Raw genomic sequence first — 22,615 nt, forward strand, 5'->3', positions numbered from 1 at the left:
TTATGCTAGCGTTTTAACCAAGAATTAGATCATCTTATTTTATACTATAATAGTGTGTACAATCTTTGTAAATGTTTTTGTAATATCTAATGAAATCGATACACGTATTTTAATTGTAAAATTTGCTTATATTTTTGATTATAAATTCGGCATTTTTTAGAGCGTTTGATCTATGAGAAATTTCTAACTTTGTTTTTTCGTCAAGTTCTCCTATGGTTTTTGTATAGCTATTTGGGATAAACATAAAATCATAGCCAAATCCATTTTCTCCACGTTCTTCATCTATTGCTTTTCCATACATCCAGCCATGCGCTGTAAAGCTTCCAAATTTAGAAGCTATTGCTATACAAGCAGTGTAGTGTGCATTTGTACTTTTTAAATTTAGCTCGCTTAATTTTGTGATAAGTTTTTGTCTATTTGAGGCATCTGTTGCGTTTCCTCCGCTATATCTAGCAGAATAAATTCCTGGTTCTCCATTTAATATATCTACGCAAATCCCACTATCATCACTTATTACTATAAACTCATTTCTTTGTTTTTCATTAAGCTTATTAAAAACCGCATTTGCTTTTATAAGAGCATTTTTTGCAAAACTATCGCCATCTTCTAAAATCTCAAAAGGTGGCATAACTTCATGAAGTGCACAAATTTCATAATTTGTATAAAAATCTTTTATCTCTTTTACTTTATTTTTATTACTTGTTGCGATAAGTATTTTCATATTATTTCTTATAAATTTTCTTTAAATTTTCTAATTTAGAGCTAGCATTTAAAAGCAGCATATCTGCACATACCAATCTCGCCATTGCTGTTGCTACGATACTTCCACGAATTGCTATGCAAGGATCATGTCTGCCTTTTAATTTACAAATAGTTTGATTAAATTTGGTATCTATTGTTGGTTCTTGTAAAAATATCGATGGAGTCGGTTTAAAGTGAGTTTTTATAATAATTTCATTTCCATTTGTTATACCACCAAGTATTCCACCGCTATGGTTGCTTAAAAATCCATTTTCATTCATAAAGTCATTATTTTGAAAACCATAATTTTGTGAAGCATTTATGCCATCTCCAATTTCTACAGCTTTTACCCCATTTATACCCATCATTGCCTCAGCGATTTTTGAGTCAAATTTAGCGTACAATGTCTCGCCAAGACCAGCTGGAATGCCTGTTATTTTGGTTATGACAGACCCACCGACACTATTATGAGAGTTTTTTGCGCTCATTATCTCATCTTTAAATTTACCTTCGTAAAGTTGTGAGCTTGCATAAATTTCTGAATTTTCTGCGAAGTCAAAATTTATATCATCTAAGTTTGATATTGTTTTCCCCACAGAATACACTGCGCTTTGAATGTTAATATTAAAATTTGATAAAAGAAGTTGTGATATCGCTCCACCGCATACTCTTACAGCACTTTCTCTTCCACTACTTCTACCGCCACCTCTATGGTCTCTTATGCCGTATTTTATAAAATACGTGTAGTCTGCGTGGCCTGGGCGAAAGATATCTTTTAAATTATCATAATGTGATGAGTTTTGATTTTTGTTATATATTACAAAGCCAATTGGGCAGCCTGTACTAACTCCTTCAAAAACACCACTTAAAATTTGAGCACTATCGCTTTCTTTTCTTGATGTTGCAAACTTGCTACCAGGCTTTCTTTTATCAAGTTCTTCTTGTATGAACTCTTCATCTATCTTAACGCCAGCAGGTATTCCATCAAGCATCCCCCCTATTGCTTTACCATGACTTTCCCCAAAAGTACTTAGCTTAAGTTTTATTCCAAATGTATTCACTTTTTTCCTTTCGAAAGAATTTCTATGGCAAGTTTGGCCGCATTTTGTTCGGCTTCTTTTTTACTTGATCCAGATGCACTTGAAATTTCTTTATTGTCAAGAAGTAAAGCCATTTTAAATTCTTTATTGTGATCTGGTCCTTTTGATGATATTAAAATATATTGTGGTGTTTTGCCATAAGTTGCTTGGGTTATCTCTTGAAGTTGTGTTTTATAATCTTTACTAAGTGTTTTTAAATTGATATTTGCATACTTCTTTTTTAATAGTTTTATGGCTATTTCTTTTGCTGTATCTATGCCGCTTTCTATATATACTGCTCCCATTACTGCTTCAAATGCATCTGAAAGTAAAGATGGTTTTTGTCTGCCATTATTGTTTTCTTCTGCAGTTGAGAGTATGATATGAGAACTTAGATCTATAAGAGCTGCAAGAGCTGCAAAACTTTTTTCATTAACAAGGGAAGCTCTTAGTTTTGAAAGATCACCTTCGTTCATATCTGGAAATTTATCACAAAGATACTCTGCAACTATAAGATCCATAACGGCGTCTCCTAAAAATTCAAGCCTTTCGTTACTATCTTTCTTTTTACAGCTTTTATGTGTTAGTGCTTTTATGAGTAAATTTTCATCTTTAAAATTATAGCCAAGTAGGTTTTGAATTCTATCTAGTTTCATATCTTATCCATTTTTAGTTTATTTGCCGCATCTCTAGCCATTTTATCGCATTCTTCGTTTTGCGTATGACCATTATGCCCTTTTACCCAAAATGCCTTTACTTCATGTGGTGAGCTTGCTTTTATATATTCTTGCCATAAAGCAACATTTTGAACTTTTTTAAAGTCTTTTTTTATCCAGTTTTCAAGCCATGAGTTTATAGCATTTGCAACATAAGAACTATCTGTAAAAAGCTCTATTTTACAAGGCTCTTTTAATGCTTTAATACCCATTATAGCAGCTGTTAGTTCCATTTGATTATTTGTTGCCTCTTCTTTAGCGCCACTATCTTTTTTTTCGTGTTTATTATACTCTAGTATATATGCCCAGCCACCCACACCTGGATTTCCAAGGCAGCTTCCATCGCTAAAAAGTTTCACTGTTTTCATTTGTGCTCTTTATGATATTCATACTTATATTTGCGCCATCTAAACTATGACATATTGGGCATCTATAAAAGTGCATAGGAAGTGAGTTTTTACAGTTTTTACACATATACGAAAAACTTATATCCGCACTTTCACAGCCATTTTTTCTTAAAATCCCAACAGCTTGAATTTTAAAAAATTTACTTTTAGCAATTTTATCACTTGTACCTTTTGCAAAATAAAGTGCTTTATATTCATTATCTTGTGTGTTTACTACTTCATCTTTTAACCAAAGTATATCAATTACATTATCTATTTGTGGAAAACTTTTAAGTTCGTTTAGGTTTTTTCCATTTTTAAGTAGTAGTTCCATACACATTCTTTTAGAAATTTCAGATTCATCATTTAGTTCTAAAATTTTTTCTATTTTTTGATCTAGAGTAATTTTTTCAAAAATTATTTGATTTATTCGTATATAAACCTTGCTTTTATTTACGCTTACGCCTTGTTCTTCTAATGCATCTAAAATTTCCATAGCTTTGTCATATTTTTTAAAGCTTTCATAAATTAGGATTAAATGCATAAGTGCCTCTTTGTTTCTTGGTCCTAGTTTGAGAGTATCTAAAAAAACCTCTTCTGCTCTTTGTAAAAATCCAGATTTAAAATACGCTTTTCCAAGCTGGGTAAGAAGCTCTACTTTTTCGTGTTTGTTGCTGGTTTTTTCAATTCCTACAAGATAAATTACAATGGCCTTTTCAAAGCTTCCGCTTTTTGCAAATGTTTGTGCTAAAACTGCAAAAGAATTCGCGTCTAAATCTATATCATATAGCAGTTTTTTATGCTCTTCGTTTAAACCAGGAGTGCTTTCAAATTTTTTGACAAAGTTTTGTATCTTTTTTTTATCATCTTTTATACCCAAAATTCCCCATACGTAGCTAAAAAATGCCACTAAAAAAATAGCGCCAATCAAGACTATAAGACCAAAAATGGGATCACGATATTCTATAAAAAAATTTTCCAAACTCACTCTTTTTTATAAATTTATATAATTTTATCACATTGTGCTTTACAGGTTTATAAATAAGCTTAACTAGAAATTCTTAACCTTTATATCATAACTCCCTATCACTCTTCCTAGAATTTCTATTTCTTGGAAGCCTTTTATCTTTATAGGTTCATATTGAGTATTATCGCTTATAAGCATAAGAGGTGATTTGCTTATGCGTTTTACAAACAGTTCATTGTCTTTTCTTATAACATATATAGCACCTTCTATAAAACTTCCGTCATTTTGAAAAATAATTTTTTCGCCTTCATTTATGGTTGGCATCATAGAATTTCCTATGCAAGAAATTGCATATAGTTTATCTACATTGTAAATTTTAAACATATCTCTTAAATTTTGTTTTTGAAAAGGTAAAAACTCACAATTATCACAATTATCATTTTCTAACTCTCCAAAACCTGCAGAAACTTTCGCATTTGTAAAGTAAGGTATATAGATTATATCTTCATCATAGCTATTTTTTTGTGGTATTTCTTTATCTTTGAAAAAATACTCCATATTTACATCATATAATTTAGCCATATTTCTAAGTATGTCTAAATTTGGTGTTTGAGAGCCATATTCGTAGTTTTGTAATGTTCTAGTGCTAAGATTTAGACCTCTGGCTGCATCCTCTTGACTAAGACCTACATTTTTTCTAGCTTCACGAAGTTTTTTACATAATTCCATATTTACCCCTTGACAAAATGAAAATATTTACATATAATTACACAAATATTTCTTATATTGTAACATAAGTTTTTCTAAAAGTAAAGATTTTGCGTATTAATATATGGAATATTTAATAAATGTAAGGAGGAAGATATGTAGAATATGAAAAATATTGCTAAACACCCCAACCTCAAATATGTGTAAAGTAGTTGATTATAGTGTGTTTATGTTTAAAGTTATATAAATCATAAAGGAGAAAATATGAAAAAGATATTTTTTATCTTTATAGTTGCATTTACAATCATTCATTGGTTGTAGTGCCTTAGTAAGTGTTGGTGATAGCAACACAAACACTATAAATCAAACAAAATTAAAGGATAGAAAATGAAATTTAATAAATTAATTTAGCTACTTTAAGCATAATGGTTAGTTTAAATGCTTTTGGCGAGGAGTATAAGATAGATGATGTAAAAAACACTCAAAAAGTTGTTAAAGAGATAAAAAAGCTTAGACAAAAAGGCGCAGTATCTACTAGAGGTTATACTCCTATACATATCAATAACTTTGTATATGATGAAAAAACAGATAATATATCAGGAATACGTGATAGTAATGGAAATTTTTTGTTTTATTTAGTTTATAATAAGGTGCAGACCCTACTAAAGATTTTTCTTTAAATCAAGATAAATATATACAAAAAGATGGCTATACTTGCGATTATATAGGCTATCAACCAGAGAAATGTAGTGGTGAGCACTTTTATCAAAAAGTTGTTTGGAATTCTAATAGTGTGGGTGCTAAAATATTCTTAAAAAAAGAAATTTTAAATAAATTATCATCAATAAATCCTATGTTTCTATATAGAGAAAATATTAATAGAGGTATTAAATATATGGATAATATGCCTTTTATAAAAGTCTATATAGATAGCAATGCTTATTTAAAAGCTGAATTTACGCTTACAAATGGCGGAAGAATTAGTGCAACAACACCTAAACCAATACCGTTTAATGAACCTATTTATATACAAGCCAATGAAATTGGCGATAGTTATGAAGTTGGCTGGAAAAGTTTACAAACGGGAGAAAGCTCAATTGGAAAAGCATCTCATCAATTTCCGCCACTTGATAGTCAATACGAACTATCTCCAAAAAAGGTTTCTGGGGATTTAATGGTAAATCTTAAATTTTATAATTCAGATAGAAAAAGTACTTATCTTATAACTTCTTATAACAACTTATTTATGAAAGATTATTTTTGGAATACCAAGGTGTCAATGTTTGAAAATATAGATAAAAAAGATTTAAGCGATATGGTTGTTTATCAAAACGATACATCGCTTAAAATCGATGGTTCTCTTGTAAATAAGATAATGAGTGATATTACTCAAGGTACTAATTATTTTAAAGACAAAGAGCTAAAAGTGTATATAGATGACAATAGTAGTGTCGAAGCTATAGACATTAGACAATATTAAGGTTTAGTAATGGCAGAAATAATCTACCATTATATATAAATATTTTTAACTTTAGCCGATTATAGCGGTATTACTATAAAAGGATTTATAATGGATATACGATCATTTAGCAGTAGCGATATAATGATAAATAAAACATTCTCTCAACCTCTTCCAAAAATATCTAAACAAGAATTAGAAGAAGCAAGCAGAATAATAAAAGTTGGTGATGTTAGATTATCTGTTGGAGAGTATGAGAGAAGACAACTTGGACTAAAAATGCTGTTTTTGGAATGATTTATAATGATATAAATGCAACTATGTCAAATATAAAAATAAATCAAACTACAAACATACAAGAAAAAAATTATCGTGATAATATAAGCTTTTTACCAGGACAATATGGTGGTATAAAAGATGAATTTGATATAAATTTTCTTAGACTTTTTAAAAATTCTACTATTTCTAGTAATGGATATGATGGTGGAATATTATATAGTAGTCCTTTTGCTAGACAAACTGCAGGATATTTTGCTTTACCTAATCATGAAGCTTTATATGGGGCAACCTCTAATATGGAGATGACTTTCTCTTTATCCGAACTATATAAAAACATCAACGATAATCTACAAACAATCCAAGTAGGCGATGAAAAAGATTGGATAAAAACATTTGAAAGAGATAAATATTTTGGACTTATAGATAGCAATGTAACATATGAAGAGTATAAAAATTTATCTAAAGCAATGTTTGATACTAAATCCCTAAATCTAAACGATTACGCAAAATCTAATACCCTTAAAACTCCATACGGTGATGTATCTATCTTTTATGATGAGTTTGATGATAATGATAAATTAGGATTTGGAACATTCTCTTCAAACTCACTCCTTTTTAACTTTGATTCAAATGGTGATGGAGTTGTTAATAGTAGTGATAAACTCTTTAATAAACTAAAAGTAAGAGGATATGATATAAATGGTAATGAAAAGATAGCTAAACTTAGTGATGTAATGCCAAGTATTGATTTAAAACAGTTTATAAAAAATGATATAGTTAATTATACATACAAAGGCGTAGATTATTATAATTTTACACAAAAAGACTTTCCTTCAAGACAAATAGACAAATCTACACTAGATTATAGACTATCATATAATGCCTCAAACCCATATACTATGTTTAAACCTGAAAGTAGATATGAGATGATTAAAGAAGATGAGTTAAATAAATTCTTTGAACTAAATGCTAATGAAGATGGTTGGGTTGATTTAACAAACAATGCTATCTTTAATAAGGACTCAGCCTTTCATAACTTTGCTTATATGAAACAAGATATAAATGGAGAACTAACTTTAAGTGAGTTTAATCCTATACTAAGCACTGAACCATTAGATAAAAACTTCTCATATACAAAATTCCAAAAACAAAACTTCACTAAGTTTTATAATGACTACTATAAAGAGTTAAACTCTCATAATAAAGACATAGAGTGGTTAAGTAAGAATTTAAAAGATTATGATGTAAAAGATGCAGATATCTATATAGAAAAACTAAAAGATATAAAATCTCCTTATCTTATAGCTATGGAAAATGAGTTTAAAGAAGCAACAGGATTAGACTTCTCTTTAGAAAATCTAAATAAAGTAAAAAGAGCATTTGAAACAAACTCAAACAAAGCAGCTAATGCTCTAAAAGATACAGATAGCATTACGGCTATGAAGCTAAATAAAAATGGCTCTATTACTCTAAGATTTAATAGTGGAAGAGAAGTAACTGTAAATGAACTATATAGCGATACAGGAAAACTATTAGGAGATAAAGATAAAAGAGCAAGTTTAAACAAAAAAGCAAAAACTATGAACAAAGAAGAGTTAAATACTCTAGTAACAACTAAGGCTGAGTCTATAGGTATAAAAGTAGATAACAATAAATATCAAACTCTAAAAGAACTAGGTGTAGAAAGTATCAAAAAACTATCAAACAACAAATTTATGCTATATCTAAACAACAACACATTTATAACTGCAAAACAGCTTTATAATATAGCCTATATAGATAGACTATTAAATGACAACAATCTAAATTTAAATAACAATACAAATCATAAGATAATTCATCCTAAAGATATGTTTTATAACAAAGTTGATGTAAGGGTGTGAGGGGGAATTTAACTAATACTTCTATATATCCCTAAAACTTGTAATAAAATCAAATATAAATTTAATCACTTAAAATAGTAATATTTGTTGTATAATTCCTTGACAAATCAAAAATGATTAGTTTCTAAAGGCTTTTATATGAAAAAACAAATACTAAAATACATAGCTTGTGATATGTATTATGATTTATATTATAAATACACAAAACCTACTGGTAGTAGAATATTGCTTTATCATGCTTTTGGTAGCAAATTACCAAATGATTCTTATGGTATAAGTATAAATTTATCCTTATTTGAAGAGCATCTTAAATTTCTCCAGGACAATTATAAAATTTACCCCATAAATCACACAACACTAGATAATAATTTAAATATAAACAGTGTTAGCATAACCATAGATGATGGCTATCTTGATAATCTTAAAGCTATAGATTTGATGCAAAAATACAACATCCCATTTACTATCTATGTGGCAACTGGTTTTATTGATAAAGAAAATTATCTTAGAAAATCAGATTTGCAAGATATATCAAAGCTTGATTTATGCACACTTGGGACACACACTGTAAATCATGTTTCTCTATCTACATTAAGCAAGGAAGAACAATACAAAGAGCTTTATGATTCAAAGGCATTTCTTGAGTCTATCATAGATAAAAAAGTTATAGACTTTTCATATCCTTTTGGTAACTACAATCAAAGTGCAAAAATTATAGCCGACGAACTTTATGAAATCATATCAACAAGTCATGTTGGCATAAATAAAGCAGGATGTGATAAAAAAATGCTCAAACGAATCGAAGTAATAGCAACTGATGATGTTCTTAACTTAAAAAGAAAAGTTGAGGGTTATTATGACTTGGTAGCAAATATAGTAGAAAAAAGGTCAAAGCATAAAATATAGCTTTTTAGATGTAATAACATATCTACAATTCTTTTATACAAAACATTTTTTATTTTGATTTTTATTTATTATATTTAAGTATCATAGGGATAATATTTTATAAATATTAAAAAAATAATTAATTTGTTTTTGAAAGGTTATTATGAAAAAGTCTCTGATTTTAACAGCTTATGTAAGCTGTGTTTTATATGCTTCTGATGCATATATAAAAACTACTTCGGATGCGATTTTAGATGGTAAAAAAGTAGGAGATATCGCACTTCTAACTCCGGCTAAAATCATAAGTGAAAACAGTGATAAAACTAAGATTAAAATCGAAGGCGTTATTCAAGAAAATTACCAAGCAAAACTGGTAAAAAGCTTAGCTTATAATGAAGAATATGTCTCATTTGCTAAAGATGATGAAAATGCAACATATAGCGGAGATACAAATCCTTATGTAAAAGTGGGTGATAAGCTTGAGGATGATTATGGCGAAATTTGGTACAAAGCAAGTATAGAACTTGAAGTCCCAAGTACTAATCTAACAAAAGATCCAGACACTATTTACAAACAAGCAAAAGGGCTTTATGAGCAAACTTGTTCGCAATGCCACCGTTTGCACGACACAACAGAATACACAGTAAATCAGTGGCCATCAAATATTGAAAGTATGATTAGCTCAGGTTTTGTTGGATTACAAGCTGATGAAAAAAATATGATAATAAAATACTTGCAACAAAACGCAAAAGATATAAAATAATTAAAAATTTAAAAGGAAAACCTATGCAAAGACGAAATTTTTTAAAACTTGGCGCTTTGGCTGGAGTAAGTTTGCACGCAAATAGGCTTGAGTCTGTAAATGAAACTATATTTGATAATAAAAAGTTTGTGAGTGTCAACAGATTTGGTCCATTTTATACAAATTTAAATAGTGGGCAAATAGTAAGTGTTGATCCTTTTGAGGGAGACGTGCTTCCAAATACTATGAATCACGGCCTTGCTGATAAAATTCAAAATGAAAGTAGAGTTCTTTACCCATATGTAAGAAAAAGCTATCTTGAGAAAAAAGGACCAAATAAACCAGAATTACGAGGCGAAGATTAGTTTGTAAGAGTTAGTTGGGATACTGCACTTAATCTTGTCGCAAAAGCTTTAAAAGATAACTTTGACAAATATGGACCTGAGAGTATTTATGGAGAGTGTTATTGGTGGGGTGGTATCGGCAAAGTAAGTTGGGGTAGAACCGTTGCCCATAGAATGCTTAAAATTTTAGGTGGCTATGTAGAAGAAAGTGGAGATTACTCAACTGGTGCTGGTATGGTTATAATGCCTCATGTTTTTGGCTCAAATACAGTTTATGAAGCTCCTACAAAATGGGAAGCTATTATAAAATCAGCAAAAAATATAGTTTTTTGGGGAACTGATCCACTAGTAACAAACCAAATAGCAGTTGGTGTCCCAACGCATGATAACTATCCTTACTTTACAAAGATAAAAGATCTCAAAAAAGAAGGTAAAATTTCTATAACTAGCATAGATGTTTATAAAAACAACACAGCAAGATATTGTGATAGTGATTTTATATCTATCATACCAAATACAGATACAGCAATGATGATAGGAATGTGTCACTACCTTTATGAAAATGATCTTTATGATAAAGAGTTTATCAAAAAATATACAGTTGGATTTAATAAATTTAAAGATTATTTCCTTGGTAAAAACGATAATGTTATTAAAAATATCCAGTGGGCTAGCAAAATATGCGGAGTTAGTGTTGAAAAAATCGCAGAACTTTGTAAAAAGTTAGTAAAAGATAACTCCATAATTATAGCAGGGCGTGCTTTGCAAAGACAAGATCATGGTGAGCAAGCATTTTGGGCTGTGACAGTTTTATCTGCTATGCTTGGTCATATAGGAAAAGAGGGCGGTGGATTTGAGTTTGGGCTTGGGTATTATTCAAATGGCGCTAAAACAATGCTTGCTCCTTCGCTAAAAGGCATAAGCCCAATACCTAGCGAAAAATACACAAAACCAGATAGTCCTTGGGTTAAAAACCAAAACTATACAATTCCAAGCAGTAGAAGTATAGATGCGCTATTAGAACCAGGTAAAATCATAGACCAAAACGGCAAGAAAATAAAATTACCAAAAATGAGAGTTGCTTATAACGCAAGTGGTTCTATGTTTACAAGGCATCAAGATGTAAACAGAGCTATAAAAGCTTGGAGAAAATTTGATACGGTCATAACAGCTGAGCCTTACTGGACAAGTTGTGCTAAACTTAGTGATATCGTGCTACCTGTTGCGATAGAGCAAGAAAGGATAGACATAGAAGCAAGCGGTGCTAGCAAAGAGTATCTATTTGCCATAAGACCACTTATAACTCCAATGGGTGAAAGCAAAAGCGACTTTGAAATTTGTCGCGAAATTTGTAAACTCTGGGGAGTAGAAGAAATATTTACAGAGGGTAAAAGTGAACTTGAGTGGGTAAAAGAGATATATGCTGATGCTATAAATCAAGCTAAAGACTTAGGATATGAGAATCTTCCAAGTTTTGATGAATTTTGGCAAAAAGGATTTGTTAAATTTGATAAAGAAAATGAAGGGCTAAAATACTACACAAGACTTGCATCTTATAGAGAAAATCCGCATAAAAACAGACTTGGCACACCATCTGGCAAGATGGAAATTTACTCTCCTGTTATAGCAAAAATGGGATATGATGACTGCTTAGGGCACCCTACTTGGTTTGAACCATTTGAATGGCTTGGAAATAAAGAAAAGACCAAAAAATACCCAATTGCCATCGCTAGCCCACACTCACGCTTTAGACTCCACTCCCAATTAAACAATTCAGTTATTAGAAATTATACTGAGATAAATAGCAGAGAGCCGATGATTATAAGCACACAAACTGCCAAAAAACGAAATATACAAACAAATGATATCGTAAGAGTCTTTAATGAACGTGGCGAAATTTTGTGCGGAGCTATAGTAAGTGATATGGTTCAAGATAACGTGGTTATAATTTGCGAAGGTGCTTGGTATGATCCTGAAGATTACACCAAAAAAAGCCTTTGTCAGCACGGATGCGTAAATGTTTTAACACGAGATAAAGGTACAAGTAAGCTTGCTCAAAGCAATTCGGCTCATACGGTTCTAGCACAAGTTGAGAAATTTAAAGGTATTGTTAGGCCGCTTAGAGCATTTTCTAAACCAAAAATTTTAAACTCATAAAAGTTTATAAAAGACTTCCAAATTTGCGAAGTCTTTTGTTTTAATGTGTTTTGGCTAAAAAAATTATCTGTTTTTTATCTCGACGTGTAAATGCTCAAGTACATCAAAGCACTTTTTTTGCATATCTTTATCATACGAGTCTGTCGCTTTTGCGTCTATTACGATGTGAGAGTTTGGGCTTGCTGCTTTAGAAATAATTGCATTTGAAATAACGCAAATTGAACTAACCAAACCACAAATTTCAATTTCATCATAAAATGGCTTACTTTTTATAAAGTCCATTAGCTTATCAGAGCCAAAGGTTTGTTTTTCTAGACAGGGATAATCCTTGGTATATTTTGCTATTTTGCCGTAAATTTGATGACCAATTGTTCCTTTTATGACATGTGGCACTGGCAAATGCTTTCCTTCTTCGCTTTGTAAATAATCATCTTCGTGTGTATCAAGGGTGAAAACTATATCATCACTGTTTTTTTGAAATTCTGAAATTTTAGATTCTATTGTGCTTTCTAAATTTTTAGCACCAGCAAAACCGAGTGCTCCATCAACAAAATCGTTTTGAAAATCTACAACAACTAGAAGTTTTTTCATACTTTATCCTAATTTTTGAGTTAAGGCATTATATCAAAAATAAAACTTGCATAATTTGATTTGATAATTGAGTTAACGCATTTAAATGAATTTATAGTAAAAAGAAAGTATAATTTTTGCCATGATAGACCCTAACTCAATCGAACAACTAAAACTTAGAATCGATATCGTAGACATTATCGCTCATTACATTCCTGTTAAAAGAGCGGGGCATAACTGTACTTGCTTGTGTCCGTTTCATGATGATAAAAATCCAAGCATGAGCATAAGTAGTGACAAAGGGCTTTTTCACTGTTTTTCTTGTGGAGCAGGTGGGGATGCGGTAAAATTTGTAATGGATTATGAAAAGCTCAGTTATCCTGAAGCGATAGAAAAAATTGCTAGTTTATCAAATTTCGCACTAAATTACATAAAAACAGAAAACGAAGCTAAAAAGCCAGATAAAAAGATACTTGATATTGTAAATGCTTATTATAGAAGTCTTATTTTTCAAAATCAATTTGTTTTAGATTATCTTTATGATAGAGGACTAAATAATGCTATGATAGAGCGTTTTGAGATAGGTTTTGCGCCAGATTCAAACTCCACTTTAAGGCTTTTGCAAAACGAAGAAATCGAACCAAATGATGCTTTGGATGTCGGTATTATAAAGCAAAATCAAAATGGATTGTATGCTAGTTTTATCTCACGCATAACATTTCCTATACGAAATCATGCTGGAAATTTGGTTGGTTTTGGTGGCAGAACACTTATGAAAGATAATCCTGCTAAGTATGTAAATAGCCCACAAAGCAAAATTTTTGATAAATCCACGCTTTTATACGGATATGACATCGCAAAAAGCAGTATTTATGAAAAAAAACAGATGATAATAGTTGAAGGTTATATGGATGTTATAATGCTTCATAAAGCTGGTTTTACAAACGCAGTTGCGGTTCTTGGCACAGCCTTGACTATAAAACATTTACCGCTTATAAAAAGAGGGGATATAAAAGTAATTCTTAGTTTTGATGGCGATAATGCGGGCATAAATGCAGCCACTAAAAGCTCAGCACTTTTAGCTCAAAATAGCATAGAAGGAAATGTTGTTATCATAGAAAATGGCGAAGATCCTGCGGATATGGTAAAAGAACGCAAGATAGATAGACTAAAAGAGCTTTTTAGTGGCGGTACCGAACTAGGAGAGTTTTACATATCAAAAATAGCTCAAAAATATGACATCACAAGTCCTGTGCAAAAACAAAAAGCATATGATGAGATAGGTGAGTTTTTAAGAACTCTTCCAAAGATAATGGCGCTTTCTTATGAGGGTTTAGTAGGAGAACTTTTAAATATAGATAATTTTAGACTAAATTATCGCTACGTAAAAAAAGAGCAAAAAGAAGAGGTTAAATTTAAAAACAAAGACTATTTAGAACTTAGTATTTTAAAAAGTGCAATGAGTTTGGCAAATTTAAAATATATACTAGTTGAGCTTGGTGAAAAAAATTATTTTAAAATACATCAAAAAGAGTATGAAGTAATTTGTTATGGTGCAAAAAACGAAAAAGATGAGAGTTTGCTAAGAGAACTTGATTTTGATGATAATGTAGAAATTTATAAAAATGAAGAGAAATTTTTAGAAGCGATAAGATTGCTAAAGATTAAATATTTTAAAGGAATGCTCTTAGCTATTAAAGATGCAAATATAGAAAATAAACTTGAAAAAATAGAGAAGATAAACGCACAAATAATGAAACTAGAAGGTAAAAAATGAGAGCATTGGCACTTTTTAGCGGTGGGCTTGATAGTATGCTTGCTATAAAACTTATAACTTTGCAAGGAATTTATGTAACTGCACTTTATATGGACAATGGCTTTGGTGCTACAAATGAACATTTTGAGCTTTTAAAAGATAGGGCAAAAAGAGTTGGGGCTGATTTTGAAGTTATTGATATTCAAGAAAAATATCTTGAAGATGTGCTTTTTAATCCTAAATTTGGTTATGGTAAATGCTTTAATCCATGTATTGATTGTCATGCATATATGTTTAAAACTGCGCTTTCTTTGCTTGATAAATTTGAGGCAAGTTTTGTGATAAGTGGTGAGGTTTTAGGTCAAAGACCGATGAGCCAACGAAGAGAGGCGATGAATAGTGTTTTAAGATTAAGTGGGGATGAAGAAAATCTTATACTTCGCCCGCTTTGTGCAAAACTACTTAATCCAACAAAGCCTGAGATTGCAGGTTGGGTTGATAGAGATAAACTACTTGATATAAGCGGTAGAGGTAGAAGCGTTCAAAAAGAACTTATTTCTAAATTTGGCATAACAGAGTACGCAAGCCCAGCTGGTGGATGTTTGCTTACGCTTGAACACTTTTCAAATAAGATAAAAGATATGCTAAATTACGATGAAAAATTTGAAAAAGTTGATATTGCGCTTTTGCGATATGGCAGACATTTGAGATTAAATGATGGTGCAAAAATGATAATAGGGCGTGATGAAAAAGAGAATTTGGTATTAGAAAATTTATGCACTGATAAATTTGAGCATGTGGATATAGGTAAGCAGATAGGAGCGTTTAGTTTAATTAGTAAGAATGCAAGCGGTAAAGACCGAGCTTTAGGCGCAAAGATAGCTATAACTTATGCCAAGAGTGATGTAAGCAGGTCTTACATTATATATATAGGTGGAGAAGGATTTGAGGTCAGTCCGTTTGAAGATAAAGCTCAAATAAATGAGTTTTTGATAAAGTAACATGGAAATAGCAATAATTGGAACAACAGCAAGCGGAAAGAGTGATTTAGCCATAGAATTAGCTGTGGAGAGAGATGCCATTATCTTAAGTCTTGATTCACTTTGCTTATATAAAGAGATAAATATAGCTTCCGCAAAACCAAGTGTAAATGAGCTAAATTCTGCTAAACACTTTGGGATAGATTTAGTTTATCCTGATGAATATTTTAGCGTTGGAGAATTTATAAAAGAATACAAGAAGGCAAAACAGTATGCCGTAACGCATAATAAGCTTCTTATCATAACTGGTGGAAGTGGATTTTATCTAAATGCTATGTTAAAAGGACTTGCACCAAAGATAAAAAACATCGAAATTACCATTAGTGATGATGAGATTTGGGAAGAAGTGTGTAAATTTGACACAGAATATGCAAATAAATTTAATAAAAATGATAAATTTAGACTTCACAAGTGGTATCAAATTTATCACTCAACAAAAAAGATTCCTAGTGAGTTTTTGAAAAATAACACATCTGAGCCAATTATAAATGATATACCTATATTTGAAATAGGAGTTGATAAAGAAATTTTAAACAAAAAAATAGCCTTAAGAACTAACAAAATGATAGAACTTGGTCTTATAGAAGAAGCGAGGTATTTATTTGGAAAATACGGCACAAAACACAAAGCTCTAAACTGTATAGGACTTAAAGAAACCTTAGAATATTTTAATAATATTATATCTAAGGATAAACTTGTAGAGCTTATCAATATCCACACATCTCAACTTGCAAAAAGGCAAAGAACTTTTAATAAGTCTCAGTTCAATATACGCAAAACTACGGCCAAAAGAGACGATTTAAAACGATATATAAATCTATTCTTAAATAATTAATTATACTTTTTTTATTAAATTTTAGTTAAAATTTTTAAGCTTTGTATAAATAAATGTTAAATAAAATATATAAATATATTAACAATATATAACAAATAAAAGCAACGAAGGAGGTTTTATGGAGACAAGTTACATAAAATGGGTATTTAAAGCCTGTTTTGTTTTAGTTAGTACTTGTTTGTTAAGTTCTATTTTATCTGCTACTGAGCCATCAACAGCTGAAAAGTACAAAATGAAATTAAACAGTGCTGGTTTTGTGCAAGAAGATCAAAATATGCCAAGAACGTTGGATGGATATGTTCGTGGTGCTGATAAATTCTTTGATCTACTTATAGATAAGCACCCTATGTTTAAATATGAAAAAGATGGTCGCTTGGTTGGTAAATATACAATGAGCGATAGAATGGAAGAGTTTGTTGAAATAAACAGCGGTCCAAAATATGCTAAAAAGATGGGTCTAGATCATGCTGCTGTTACTTACAGGCTTGGTTGGGATTCTATACTTGATTATCCAAACAAATTTGTTGGACCAAAAAAATGTGGTGAGTGTCACCCTGCTCAATATACACAATGGGCTAGATCAAGGCATGCTAAAACAGTTCGTCATACAAATGACATAGAAGAGGTAAATAACGATCTTAAAAAACCAGTCTACTCAGCTCCAGCATCTATACTTCCTTTAGGTATAGAAGCTGAAGATGTTTTTGCTATTGTAGGAACACCTAGAACAAAATATGGTTTTATAGATAGATGGCTTGTTAGAGGAACTTACCATGTTCAAGATGGTAACTTAAGCGATTTAAGTGGAAAAATGGTTGCTGGTGGTAATCAATTTTCAAGAGTTTGGGCAGAAAACATTACTCCAGAAGTAGCTAAAAAAATAGCTGAATTCTCTCCTGGTTTTCCTACAAAAATGGAAGAATTTGCACATTCTAGATCAACAGTATGGGGAACAAACTCTTATGGTTCAAAATATGCTGAAACTATGATGTTTCAACCTGCAAGTTCATATTGTGAAATTTGTCACCCATTCAAATTTGATTTTAAAACTCAAGAAGAGTTCTTTGCAGCAATTGGTGATAAACAAAAACTAGAACAACATACAATCTCACTTGCTGTAAGCTGTGAAGAGTGTCATGGTGCTGGTGCTCACTTATATGGTGCAAGAGGTGCTGGTATGGCATCAAATTGCGAAAGATGTCACCAAAGATTTGCATATCATGATAATGAAGCAGAGCCAAATCCTAGAAAGCCATTTAACGTTTACTTTAAATCAAGCTGTCCATCATGTGGTACAGAAGGTTCTCAAATGTACAGCTCAGCTCATTACGATAAAGGTATGAGATGCAATACATGTCATGATCCACACGAAGTTACAGCAAATAGCTGGAAAGACGGATGGACAAGAACAGGCTTAAAGAAAACATGTTCAGATTGTCATGAGGAACAAGCTGCATTCTTTAAACAAGGTGGAATTCACTCAAAAGATAACTGTACTGGTTGCCATATGCCAAATATGATGAGTTGTGAAAACTTTGCTGCTATTCAAAATCCAGATAAAGGCGGATTTGATAACGTTAGAGCAAGTCATATATGGAACATCAAAGTTGATAAAACAGCTAAATCAATCAATCCTCCAGCTGGGCAAGAAAGAAATCCTTTAAAAACTAAAGGATGGAGAATGGAAAGAGATGAAAACGGCAGATTCTTTATTGATTTAATGTGGAGTTGTGGTAGAACAAGCTTTAGTGATCCAAATCTTATAGCTGGACCAAATGCTTCTGGATGCCACAGTGCTGTTCAATCAACGTTGCCAAAAAATCTTCACTTCACAGATCAGGCTATGGTTTATGATGCTGTAATGAAATGGCAAACTCCTATAAAAGATGGTTTTGCAAAAATTAGTGATGGTATAAAGAAAATAGATAAAGCTATGGCTAATTCAAATATTTCAACAGAGAAAAAAGTTGAGGTTATAACACTTACAAAACAAGCTCAAAGCATCTTAGAAAAACTTCAAAAAGATGGATCATGGGGTGTTCATGGACCTGCTTATTCTAAAAAATTAATTGATGAAGCTCTAGTTTATATGGATCAAGCTCAGAACGTTTTAAATGGTAAAAAATAATTTTACCAAATATGCACAAGTGCTATATTATTTAGCGCTTGTGTTTTAAATTTAGGAGAAAAATATGTATAAATTATATACTCGTTTTCTAGCTCTATTTTTTGTTCTTAGCTTATCTACATCACTTTTTGCATCTATGTCAGGTGATTTTAATACAGGTGTAGAAGGTGCGACTTCTATAACTATAAACCAAGCAGATAAAATGCTTGGCGAAGAAAATGTATATTTTATAGATGCTAATCCGCAAGCAGTATATGAAAATGCTCATATTAAAGATGCCATATTTATGGATTATATTAATTCAAAAAATGTTTTAGCATCTTTACCAAAAGATAAAAATGCCAAGTTGGTATTTTATTGTATGAATGCATATTCGCATGTTAGTTCTATGGCTGCTAAAGAAGCTATAGATGCTGGATATAAAAATGTCTATATAATGACAAATGGTATAGAAGGCTGGATACTTTCTGGTAGAGATATACAAAAAGCAGAAAAAGTGGCTAAAAAACCAAAAGAAATAACTAACAAAAAAATTGAAAACTATAACGATGGCGTTCATGCTGATTTAAGATTTAGCAAAATACCATCTTGTAGAGATTGCCATAGTTCAAAAACTATAATGCTTGCTAGTAAAGAGAAAAAAGAAGAGCTTTTTAAAGATAAAGAGTTTGTTAACAATAACTGCATTTCATGTCACAAAGAAATAGGAAAAACTTTTGAGGGCAGCGTTCATAGCGTCAAATCTATCAAACCAAAAGATTTCAATAAAGAATTGCCAAATTGTTCTGACTGTCACTCTATACATACATCAAATGCACATGGAGATAAAACAACCTTTAAAAAGATTAGCGATTCTAAATGTGGTTCTTGTCACGAAGAGCAACAACTTCGTTATCATGAAACATTCCATGGTAAAGCAATGCTTCTAGATGCTCCAACAAAAGCACCGATGGTTGCTGCATGTTTTGATTGTCATGGAACTCATAATATTTTTAAAGTTGATGATCCAAAATCAACATTATATAAAGGTGAAAATCGTATCAATACCTGTAAAGAGTGCCACGCTGGCTCAAATATTAATTTTTCTGAGTTCATAGCGCACGCAGATCATAAAGACAAAGATAAGTATCCTGTATTGTATTATGCGTATGTATTCATGACAGGACTTGTTATTGCTGTATTTGGATTCTTTGGTTTACACACATTATTATGGTCAATCCGCTTGATAATGGCAAGGCTAAGTCATCCAAAAGAGTGGAAAGAGGCTAAAGAAAAAGTTCATCATGATAATGTAAAAATTTCTAGATTTAGTACAATGCATAGAATTCAACATTTCTTTGTAGCTTCAAGTTTCTTGGGACTTGCTTTCTCTGGCTTACCACAAAAATTCTATCACGCTTCTTGGGCGCAAAATATGGTAGATTTAATGGGTGGACCTATAATGGCAACTAAGATACACCACATATCAGCTATTATAATGGTGGCTTGTTTCTTGGTAAACATAGCAGAAATTTGTGTAAATGCATGGAAAAAACGCGATAAAATTAGAGATCCAAAAACTGGTAAACTTAGTTTTGATTTAGGAATGAAAGCGCTGTTTGGACCAGAATCATTGATGCCTAGAATGCAAGATTTTAGAGATATGAGAGATCATTTCAAATGGTTCTTTAATAAAGGTCCTAGACCACAATTTGATAGATGGACATACTGGGAGAAATTTGATTATCTTGCAGTATTCTGGGGTATGTTTATCATAGGTCTTTCAGGTTTTGTTCTTTGGTTCCCAACAGTATTTACAACATTCTTGCCAGGATGGATATTAAATCTATCTACGCTAGTACACTCAGATGAGGCGTTACTTGCAACAGGATTTATTTTTGCTGTTCACTTCTTTAATACTCACTTTAGAGCAGATAGATTTCCGATGGATATGGTTATATTCTCAGGACATCTTACTGAAGAAGAGTTGAAACAAGAAAGAAGTATATGGTATCAAAGACTTGTTGATTCTGGAAAACTAGAGACATTAAAAGTAAAAGATACTAACTTTAGTTCTTATAGTTGGTTTGCTAAATTAATAGGCTTTGCAATGCTGCTTACTGGACTTGTTTTCTTATTCATGATCATTTATGCTTACTTTGAAATGATTTTTGGATAAAACTTCTTTTAGTCCCGCAAAATTTGCGGGACTTTTATTTATATTTACACAGGTGCATTTAAATATAAAATAAAATTATCTAATTTTTTTAGTACAAGTGTTTGAAATTTTATAAATTTTAGAAGGTGTGCTTTCAAAAAATTCACTATCTACTATGATATCACTTACGCTTTTTGCATAATCTATATCAAAATTCTTGCCATGAATATTTGCTGATGTTGAATACATCCAACCATGCTTGTATAAAAAATCACAATGTGCGCAGTTTTTTACAACCCTAATAGCTTTTTTATTTGGGTATAAAATAGTAGTTTTTTTTGACTTTCTAACAAAATTTTTAAACTTCTCTGGAACTCTTGTTAATTTTTTTAACTCGCTAAATTTTGCCACTGTAATTAAACAAGGTTGATTTTCGTTTCTATGTTTTATTTTGTTTAGTTCTTGGAGGTTTTTACTTAAAAAACCAGCTGTTGTATCTGTTTGTGCTAAATATATCATATAGGTATTTTACCATATTTTATAAAATTTCTTGACATCACAATAAAAATTATGTATAATTACATTTCTTTTTAAAATATATTCCGGATTAGCTCAGCGGTAGAGTAGTCGGCTGTTAACCGATTGGTCGCTGGTTCGAATCCAGCATCCGGAGCCACAAATTACAATTTTTCCACTTTAAATCATCATTTTACCGATACTTTATAAAGTTTAAGTTTAGAGAATTTTTGTATTTTGCTCCCTATTTGTTTTTTATACCTACAATAGCTTAATATTGTTTATAGTATTTTTTATAACTAAATGTAGGCATAAAAATTGAAAGACTTACACATGAAAGAGAAGAATATTTTAACAAACGCTTGAGATGTTAAGAAGTCAATTTCCTAAAAAGATGACTATAAAAAAGAGTTAGCTAAAGTTTTAGACATAGGACTTTTTTGCTGTTGATTTGAGAATAAAATAGGGTTTTAAAGGTTATTCATTATTTGAAAAAATAGAATATGTAGAAGGTGATGCGTATATAAAGTATAAATTGAATGATAGCTTAATGCAATATTTAGTAAATTTAGAAAAAAACTTCACTCAATTAAAATTTAAAGACATTCAACAAATGAGATCTGCTTATAGCATTAGAATTTATGTATATCTTTTAAATGTTGATAGTCAAAATTACCATTTATTGGTGATATAGATAATTGTATAGATTTTGAATATGTATTAAGTCTTTCTATTTTCATTAGCTCATCAAGATTTTTTGCACCAACTAAATTTAAAGATAGAAGTTCCTTATTAGAGTCATTTAATAAATCATTATCTTTTAAAGGATTTAAAAAATCGAACATATTATATGGCTTTATAATATTTTATTAAGTCTTTTGAAGTTTTTTCATTTTTTAAAACTTGAATAGCTCCTATTATATCAAGTTCATTTATATGCATATCTTCAATATTAAAACTATATATATTGCTTTTCATGGCTTCATATTGTTCTTTAGTAAGTTGTTTTTTATATCTATCTAAAATTTCTAAACTTTCTTTTAAACTATTAATTTCTGGATATTGCATTATATTAATCCTATTCTTTTGTATTTTCTGATTTATTTTCTTCTTTACTATTATTAATAATTAATTCAATATTTTTTATAAAGTCTTCTTCTTTGTATTCTTTTAAAAGCTTGATTAATTTATCATTTCGTTCTTTGAAGTATTTTTTTCTTTAGATAATTTAGTTAATTTTTCATCTATATTTTTAAAAAAGTCTTAGTGCTATATTTTTTGTTTCTA

At 30.7% G+C, this 22,615-nt stretch carries 22 protein-coding genes, 1 tRNA gene and 1 pseudogene; 14 read left to right on the plus strand and 10 right to left on the minus strand.

Annotation, left to right across the window (positions count from 1 at the left end; genetic code table 11):
* Positions 1-109: 109 nt before the first annotated feature.
* The 6 genes from rdgB to ACZ5VL_RS04715 all read right to left on the minus strand — a co-directional run bounded on the left by rdgB (position 110) and on the right by ACZ5VL_RS04715 (position 4,618).
* Positions 110-721 (minus strand): RdgB/HAM1 family non-canonical purine NTP pyrophosphatase, encoded by a 612-nt coding sequence (rdgB, locus tag ACZ5VL_RS04690; RefSeq protein ID WP_464197799.1) that lies wholly within the window; start codon positions 719-721, stop codon positions 110-112.
* Between the two features lies 1 nt (position 722).
* Positions 723-1,802 carry a chorismate synthase gene (gene aroC, locus ACZ5VL_RS04695; RefSeq protein ID WP_464197801.1) on the minus strand — a complete coding sequence of 360 codons (1,080 nt, stop codon included), beginning with the start codon at positions 1,800-1,802 and terminating at the stop codon, positions 723-725.
* Positions 1,799-2,476: a ribonuclease III gene (gene rnc / locus ACZ5VL_RS04700; protein ID WP_464197803.1), complete on the minus strand. Its 678-nt coding sequence runs from the start codon at positions 2,474-2,476 to the stop codon at positions 1,799-1,801. Before rnc ends, aroC begins: the two co-directional genes overlap by 4 nt.
* Positions 2,473-2,904, minus strand: a complete 432-nt coding sequence (gene rnhA, locus ACZ5VL_RS04705) for a ribonuclease HI (protein WP_464197805.1) — start codon at positions 2,902-2,904, stop codon at positions 2,473-2,475. Before rnhA ends, rnc begins: the two co-directional genes overlap by 4 nt.
* On the minus strand, positions 2,882-3,904 hold the full coding sequence (locus tag ACZ5VL_RS04710; RefSeq protein WP_464197807.1) for a tetratricopeptide repeat protein: 1,023 nt from the start codon (positions 3,902-3,904) through the stop codon (positions 2,882-2,884). Before ACZ5VL_RS04710 ends, rnhA begins: the two co-directional genes overlap by 23 nt.
* Positions 3,905-3,973: 69 nt before the next feature.
* The gene (locus tag ACZ5VL_RS04715) at positions 3,974-4,618 is read right to left on the minus strand and encodes an XRE family transcriptional regulator (protein ID WP_464197809.1); all 645 of its coding nucleotides are present in this window, start codon (positions 4,616-4,618) and stop codon (positions 3,974-3,976) included.
* Between the two features lie 404 nt (positions 4,619-5,022).
* On the opposite strand from ACZ5VL_RS04715, the gene ACZ5VL_RS04720 reads away from it, so the two are divergent.
* The 7 genes and pseudogenes from ACZ5VL_RS04720 (at position 5,023) to ACZ5VL_RS04750 (ending at position 12,346) form a co-directional block, all read left to right on the plus strand.
* Positions 5,023-5,277 carry a hypothetical protein gene (locus ACZ5VL_RS04720; protein WP_464197811.1) on the plus strand — a complete coding sequence of 85 codons (255 nt, stop codon included), beginning with the start codon at positions 5,023-5,025 and terminating at the stop codon, positions 5,275-5,277.
* Positions 5,278-5,492: 215 nt separating this feature from the next.
* Positions 5,493-6,077, plus strand: coding sequence for a hypothetical protein (locus ACZ5VL_RS04725; RefSeq protein ID WP_464197813.1), 585 nt, complete (start codon positions 5,493-5,495; stop codon positions 6,075-6,077).
* A gap of 90 nt (positions 6,078-6,167) precedes the next feature.
* The gene (locus tag ACZ5VL_RS04730; protein ID WP_464197815.1) at positions 6,168-6,353 is read left to right on the plus strand and encodes a hypothetical protein; all 186 of its coding nucleotides are present in this window, start codon (positions 6,168-6,170) and stop codon (positions 6,351-6,353) included.
* Positions 6,350-8,218, plus strand: coding sequence for a response regulator (locus ACZ5VL_RS04735; protein ID WP_464197817.1), 1,869 nt, complete (start codon positions 6,350-6,352; stop codon positions 8,216-8,218). The genes ACZ5VL_RS04730 and ACZ5VL_RS04735 overlap by 4 nt, the downstream gene beginning before the upstream one ends.
* A gap of 138 nt (positions 8,219-8,356) precedes the next feature.
* Positions 8,357-9,124, plus strand: coding sequence for a polysaccharide deacetylase family protein (locus tag ACZ5VL_RS04740; protein ID WP_464197819.1), 768 nt, complete (start codon positions 8,357-8,359; stop codon positions 9,122-9,124).
* Positions 9,125-9,266: 142 nt separating this feature from the next.
* Positions 9,267-9,866, plus strand: coding sequence for a hypothetical protein (locus tag ACZ5VL_RS04745; protein ID WP_464197821.1), 600 nt, complete (start codon positions 9,267-9,269; stop codon positions 9,864-9,866).
* Positions 9,867-9,889: 23 nt separating this feature from the next.
* Positions 9,890-12,346 (plus strand): annotated as a pseudogene (locus tag ACZ5VL_RS04750) (molybdopterin-dependent oxidoreductase).
* A 63-nt stretch (positions 12,347-12,409) separates the two neighbouring features.
* Here the strand turns inward: ACZ5VL_RS04750 and ACZ5VL_RS04755 are convergent.
* Positions 12,410-12,937 carry a cysteine hydrolase family protein gene (locus tag ACZ5VL_RS04755; protein WP_464197823.1) on the minus strand — a complete coding sequence of 176 codons (528 nt, stop codon included), beginning with the start codon at positions 12,935-12,937 and terminating at the stop codon, positions 12,410-12,412.
* Between the two features lie 121 nt (positions 12,938-13,058).
* Here ACZ5VL_RS04755 and dnaG point away from each other — a divergent pair, with 121 nt between their 5' ends.
* From dnaG to ACZ5VL_RS04780, 5 genes are all read left to right on the plus strand, one after another.
* On the plus strand, positions 13,059-14,693 hold the full coding sequence (gene dnaG, locus ACZ5VL_RS04760; RefSeq protein ID WP_464197825.1) for a DNA primase: 1,635 nt from the start codon (positions 13,059-13,061) through the stop codon (positions 14,691-14,693).
* Positions 14,690-15,673, plus strand: coding sequence for an argininosuccinate synthase domain-containing protein (locus ACZ5VL_RS04765; protein ID WP_464197827.1), 984 nt, complete (start codon positions 14,690-14,692; stop codon positions 15,671-15,673). The genes dnaG and ACZ5VL_RS04765 overlap by 4 nt, the downstream gene beginning before the upstream one ends.
* A 1-nt stretch (position 15,674) precedes the next feature.
* The gene (miaA, locus tag ACZ5VL_RS04770) at positions 15,675-16,547 is read left to right on the plus strand and encodes a tRNA (adenosine(37)-N6)-dimethylallyltransferase MiaA (RefSeq protein WP_464197829.1); all 873 of its coding nucleotides are present in this window, start codon (positions 15,675-15,677) and stop codon (positions 16,545-16,547) included.
* A 118-nt stretch (positions 16,548-16,665) separates the two neighbouring features.
* Entirely contained in the window at positions 16,666-18,675 is a 2,010-nt protein-coding gene (locus ACZ5VL_RS04775) for a cytochrome c3 family protein (protein WP_464197831.1), read from the plus strand.
* Between the two features lie 64 nt (positions 18,676-18,739).
* Positions 18,740-20,833, plus strand: coding sequence for a rhodanese-like domain-containing protein (locus ACZ5VL_RS04780; RefSeq protein ID WP_464197833.1), 2,094 nt, complete (start codon positions 18,740-18,742; stop codon positions 20,831-20,833).
* A 75-nt stretch (positions 20,834-20,908) separates the two neighbouring features.
* On the opposite strand, the gene ACZ5VL_RS04785 is transcribed toward ACZ5VL_RS04780, so the two are convergent.
* The gene (locus ACZ5VL_RS04785; RefSeq protein WP_464197835.1) at positions 20,909-21,331 is read right to left on the minus strand and encodes a Sua5/YciO/YrdC/YwlC family protein; all 423 of its coding nucleotides are present in this window, start codon (positions 21,329-21,331) and stop codon (positions 20,909-20,911) included.
* Positions 21,332-21,413: 82 nt separating this feature from the next.
* Between ACZ5VL_RS04785 and ACZ5VL_RS04790 the strand changes: the two genes are divergently transcribed.
* Together ACZ5VL_RS04790 and ACZ5VL_RS04795 are read left to right on the plus strand one after the other, a co-directional pair.
* Positions 21,414-21,488, plus strand: a tRNA-Asn gene (locus tag ACZ5VL_RS04790).
* A 375-nt stretch (positions 21,489-21,863) separates the two neighbouring features.
* On the plus strand, positions 21,864-22,022 hold the full coding sequence (locus tag ACZ5VL_RS04795) for a replication initiation protein (RefSeq protein ID WP_464197837.1): 159 nt from the start codon (positions 21,864-21,866) through the stop codon (positions 22,020-22,022).
* Here ACZ5VL_RS04795 and ACZ5VL_RS04800 read toward each other — a convergent pair.
* On the minus strand, positions 21,961-22,173 hold the full coding sequence (locus ACZ5VL_RS04800) for a hypothetical protein (protein ID WP_464200331.1): 213 nt from the start codon (positions 22,171-22,173) through the stop codon (positions 21,961-21,963). The genes ACZ5VL_RS04795 and ACZ5VL_RS04800 overlap by 62 nt on opposite strands.
* 1 nt (position 22,174) lies before the next feature.
* Positions 22,175-22,396: a hypothetical protein gene (locus ACZ5VL_RS04805; RefSeq protein WP_464197839.1), complete on the minus strand. Its 222-nt coding sequence runs from the start codon at positions 22,394-22,396 to the stop codon at positions 22,175-22,177.
* Between the last annotated feature and the right edge of the window lie 219 nt (positions 22,397-22,615).

Source organism: Campylobacter sp. GTC17093 (assembly GCF_055397635.1).

Coding starts and splice junctions, on each gene's coding strand:
- rdgB (WP_464197799.1), bottom strand. CDS start 721: ATGAAAATACTTATCGCAACAAGTAATAAAAATAAAGTAAAAGAGATA.
- rnc (WP_464197803.1), bottom strand. CDS start 2,476: ATGAAACTAGATAGAATTCAAAACCTACTTGGCTATAATTTTAAAGAT.
- rnhA (WP_464197805.1), bottom strand. CDS start 2,904: ATGAAAACAGTGAAACTTTTTAGCGATGGAAGCTGCCTTGGAAATCCA.
- ACZ5VL_RS04715 (WP_464197809.1), bottom strand. CDS start 4,618: ATGGAATTATGTAAAAAACTTCGTGAAGCTAGAAAAAATGTAGGTCTT.
- ACZ5VL_RS04720 (WP_464197811.1), top strand. CDS start 5,023: ATGGTTAGTTTAAATGCTTTTGGCGAGGAGTATAAGATAGATGATGTA.
- ACZ5VL_RS04725 (WP_464197813.1), top strand. CDS start 5,493: ATGGATAATATGCCTTTTATAAAAGTCTATATAGATAGCAATGCTTAT.
- ACZ5VL_RS04730 (WP_464197815.1), top strand. CDS start 6,168: ATGGATATACGATCATTTAGCAGTAGCGATATAATGATAAATAAAACA.
- ACZ5VL_RS04735 (WP_464197817.1), top strand. CDS start 6,350: ATGATTTATAATGATATAAATGCAACTATGTCAAATATAAAAATAAAT.
- ACZ5VL_RS04740 (WP_464197819.1), top strand. CDS start 8,357: ATGAAAAAACAAATACTAAAATACATAGCTTGTGATATGTATTATGAT.
- ACZ5VL_RS04745 (WP_464197821.1), top strand. CDS start 9,267: ATGAAAAAGTCTCTGATTTTAACAGCTTATGTAAGCTGTGTTTTATAT.
- ACZ5VL_RS04755 (WP_464197823.1), bottom strand. CDS start 12,937: ATGAAAAAACTTCTAGTTGTTGTAGATTTTCAAAACGATTTTGTTGAT.
- dnaG (WP_464197825.1), top strand. CDS start 13,059: ATGATAGACCCTAACTCAATCGAACAACTAAAACTTAGAATCGATATC.
- ACZ5VL_RS04765 (WP_464197827.1), top strand. CDS start 14,690: ATGAGAGCATTGGCACTTTTTAGCGGTGGGCTTGATAGTATGCTTGCT.
- miaA (WP_464197829.1), top strand. CDS start 15,675: ATGGAAATAGCAATAATTGGAACAACAGCAAGCGGAAAGAGTGATTTA.
- ACZ5VL_RS04775 (WP_464197831.1), top strand. CDS start 16,666: ATGGAGACAAGTTACATAAAATGGGTATTTAAAGCCTGTTTTGTTTTA.
- ACZ5VL_RS04780 (WP_464197833.1), top strand. CDS start 18,740: ATGTATAAATTATATACTCGTTTTCTAGCTCTATTTTTTGTTCTTAGC.
- ACZ5VL_RS04785 (WP_464197835.1), bottom strand. CDS start 21,331: ATGATATATTTAGCACAAACAGATACAACAGCTGGTTTTTTAAGTAAA.
- ACZ5VL_RS04800 (WP_464200331.1), bottom strand. CDS start 22,173: ATGTTCGATTTTTTAAATCCTTTAAAAGATAATGATTTATTAAATGAC.
- ACZ5VL_RS04805 (WP_464197839.1), bottom strand. CDS start 22,396: ATGCAATATCCAGAAATTAATAGTTTAAAAGAAAGTTTAGAAATTTTA.